The organism is Nocardia sp. NPDC004260, assembly GCF_053603155.1.
In genome coordinates, this window is record NZ_JBSGEZ010000234.1 from 1 (window position 1) to 2222 (window position 2222).

A 2222-nucleotide genomic window follows, 5' to 3' on the forward strand; every position below is an offset into this window, starting at 1 on the left:
GAACGGCGGACCGCCACCATGGTCTGCACGGCGTTCAGCTTGGGGTTAATGTCGTCGGAGCCCGCCGGGAGCACGCCGGCTACGGCGTGCACGACGGCCAGGTCGGGCAGCGGCACCTTGATACTCTTGATCTTGCCGACGTAGCGGCCGGTCTCGTGGTCGGCGAAGATCTTGTTCATCTGCTCCGCGATGCCCGCGCGGCCGACATTCTCACTGCCGTCGAATCCGATGACCAGCCCCTCTTCCGCGAACGGCGCGGAAAAGGCGTCACCGTCGTGGTCGTTCCACCCCTTCAGAATCCTGTGGTACAGAGCTTCGGCCGCCTTGTGTGCGTCGGCCGCTTCCTTCTCGTTCACTGATTCTTCCCTCCTGGCCGCCGACAGCGGCGCAACCCTGCCTGATTCCCTCGATGCCCCACGAATGCTACTACTGGATGACCGCCACCCGGACGGCCGACGCACGTTCATTCGGCTCAATGGCAAGCAGCCGAAACTGCCTTTGGCAGCACGGAAAACGATCCACCGCCGCTACCGCGACCCCGACGACAACGCGAGCCTGGCCGACCTCGCCCAGGAATACAGCGTCGGCCGCTCCACCATCCACCGCATCGTCAGCGGCACCGGGCCACGGGCATAGCAGTCACAGCACCCACCTCAAGTCCCGGGGGGAGTGTCAGAAAACTTTGTGGGTGAAGGCGATTGATTCTAGTTTTCGGTGTGGTCGGTGATGCGGTCGCCGTAGATCAGGGCGAACTGCTGCAGGGCTCGTTTCCAGCCGGGGGTGTGGCCGACGACGGTGGGCCGGTTCTTGCGGCGGTCGCGGATGACCAGGTAGAGCACTTTCAACGCGGCCTGGTCGGTCGGGAAGTGCCCGCGGCGGCGCACCGCTTGCCGGAAGCGAGCGCCCCGCGATTCGATCATGTTGGTCGTGTGGACGACCCGCCGGATCTCCGGCGGGAACTGCAGAAACGTGGTGAAGTGTGCCCAGGAACCGCGCCAGGTCTTGACGATCATCGGGTAACGATCGCCCCATTCGGCGGCGAACTCGGCGAACCGAGCCTCGGCCGCGTCGACCGTCGGGGCGGTATAAACCTGACGCAGCTGTTTGCTGATCGGCCCCCAGTGCTGTTTACCAGCGTATTTGAGGCCGGCCCGCACGAGGTGGACCACACAGCTGCACGTCGGCTTGCGGCCAGATCTCGGTGATGGACTCCGGAAGTCCCTTCAATCCGTCGCAACAGACGATGCACAAATCCTCGACACCCCGGTTACGCAGTTCGGCCAGCACCGACATCCAATGCCTGGCGCCTTCACCACCGTCGCCGACCCACAACCCGAGCACGTCGCGGGCACCGTCGAGGCCGATACCGACAGCCACGTACACCGGGCGCGAGGCGACCTGACCATCCCGGATCTTGACCCAGATACAGTCGATCATCACCACCGCGTACACGCGATCGAGCGGGCGGGACTGCCATTCGGCCAACTCACCGGCTACGGCGTCGGTGATCTTCGAGATCGTCTCCCGCGAGATATCGGCACCATAGATCTCGGTCAGATGCGCACGGATCTCCCCGGTCGTGAGCCCTTTGGCATACAGGCTGACCACCGCCTCGTCGAACCCGGTCACGCGGCGCGCGTGTTTGGGCACGATCCGTGGCCCGAACTCCCCCGGCCCGATCCCGGGGCACGTCCACGGTGACCTGCCCGATATCGGTATGCACCCTCTTACGGCTGGTGCCGTTGCGATGATTGCCGCCCCCGGTTCCGGCCGCCGCCGCACGATCGCCCTTGGCATATCCGAGATGCTCAGTCATCTCCGCTTCCAAAGCGGCCTCTATGACCCGGCGGGTCACAGCCGTCAGCAAACCATCGGCCCCGGTCAGCGACAGCCCCTCGCTGCGGGCCTGCTCCACCAACTCCTGCGCGATCCGGACATCCAGCCCGCCACCAGCAGTCCGAGTTGCGTTGTCGTTCAGAGTGATCCTTCCTCGCCGAAGCAGCCGCAGGCTACTTCAGCACCTGTTCGGAATCACCTCCACCCCCAAAGTTCCTGACAGTCCCGTCCTGGGGCGTAGGGGTTTGTGTTGGTGGTTTTAGGTAGGTGGTTGTTGGGGGTGGGTTGGTAGGTCGCTGATGTGTGGGGGTGGCTGTGGTTGGAGGGTGGTGGGTAGGAGGTGAGCGATGTCTTCGATGGGGTGCGATGGTGTGGGCGGGCGGGGG

The 2222-nt window shown here is 64.7% G+C and carries 2 protein-coding genes and 1 pseudogene; 1 reads left to right on the plus strand and 2 read right to left on the minus strand.

Going from position 1 to position 2222, the window contains the following annotated elements:
• On the minus strand, nt 1-356 hold a 356-nt coding region (locus ACWEO7_RS39270), incomplete at its 3' end, for an SgcJ/EcaC family oxidoreductase (RefSeq protein WP_452430893.1).
• 64 nt (nt 357-420) lie between these two features.
• Between ACWEO7_RS39270 and ACWEO7_RS39275 the strand changes: the two genes are divergently transcribed.
• A complete protein-coding gene (locus ACWEO7_RS39275; protein ID WP_452430894.1) occupies nt 421-636 on the plus strand; it encodes a hypothetical protein in 216 nt (71 codons plus the stop codon).
• 68 nt (nt 637-704) lie between these two features.
• Here the strand turns inward: ACWEO7_RS39275 and ACWEO7_RS39280 are convergent.
• Nucleotides 705-1978, minus strand: a pseudogene (locus ACWEO7_RS39280) (IS256 family transposase).
• Nucleotides 1979-2222: the final 244 nt, after the last annotated feature.

Bases quoted from the DNA above. Each gene is read 5' to 3' on its own strand.
- ACWEO7_RS39275 (WP_452430894.1), top strand. From the start codon at position 421: ATGCTACTACTGGATGACCGCCACCCGGACGGCCGACGCACGTTCATT.